Origin of the sequence: Arthrobacter sp. SO3, assembly GCF_020532825.1 — a bacterium.
In the GTDB taxonomy this organism is placed as follows: domain Bacteria; phylum Actinomycetota; class Actinomycetes; order Actinomycetales; family Micrococcaceae; genus Arthrobacter.
Window position 1 is genome coordinate 1 of record NZ_MQTS01000227.1, and the last position, 230, is coordinate 230.

General features: G+C 65.2%; 1 pseudogene. It reads left to right on the forward strand.

Annotated elements, in window-relative coordinates:
- Positions 1-230 (forward strand): annotated as a pseudogene (locus BJQ90_RS19675) (ammonia channel protein); the annotation flags it as partial.

Sequence of the window (230 nt, forward strand, 5' to 3'; positions counted from 1 at the left end):
GACCGGACCAAGTTCACCGCCTGGGCCATCTTCGTCCCCATCTGGATCACCGCAGTGTACTGCCCCCTCGCCTTCATGGTCTGGGGTGGCGGCCTCATGAGCGCCGGAGGAGCGGTCAGTTCCGTTTTCGGCCAGGTCATCGACTTCGCGGGCGGCACCGTCGTTGAGATCAGCTCCGGCACCGCGGCACTCGTTCTGGTACTGATCCTGGGAAACCGGCACGGCTTCGG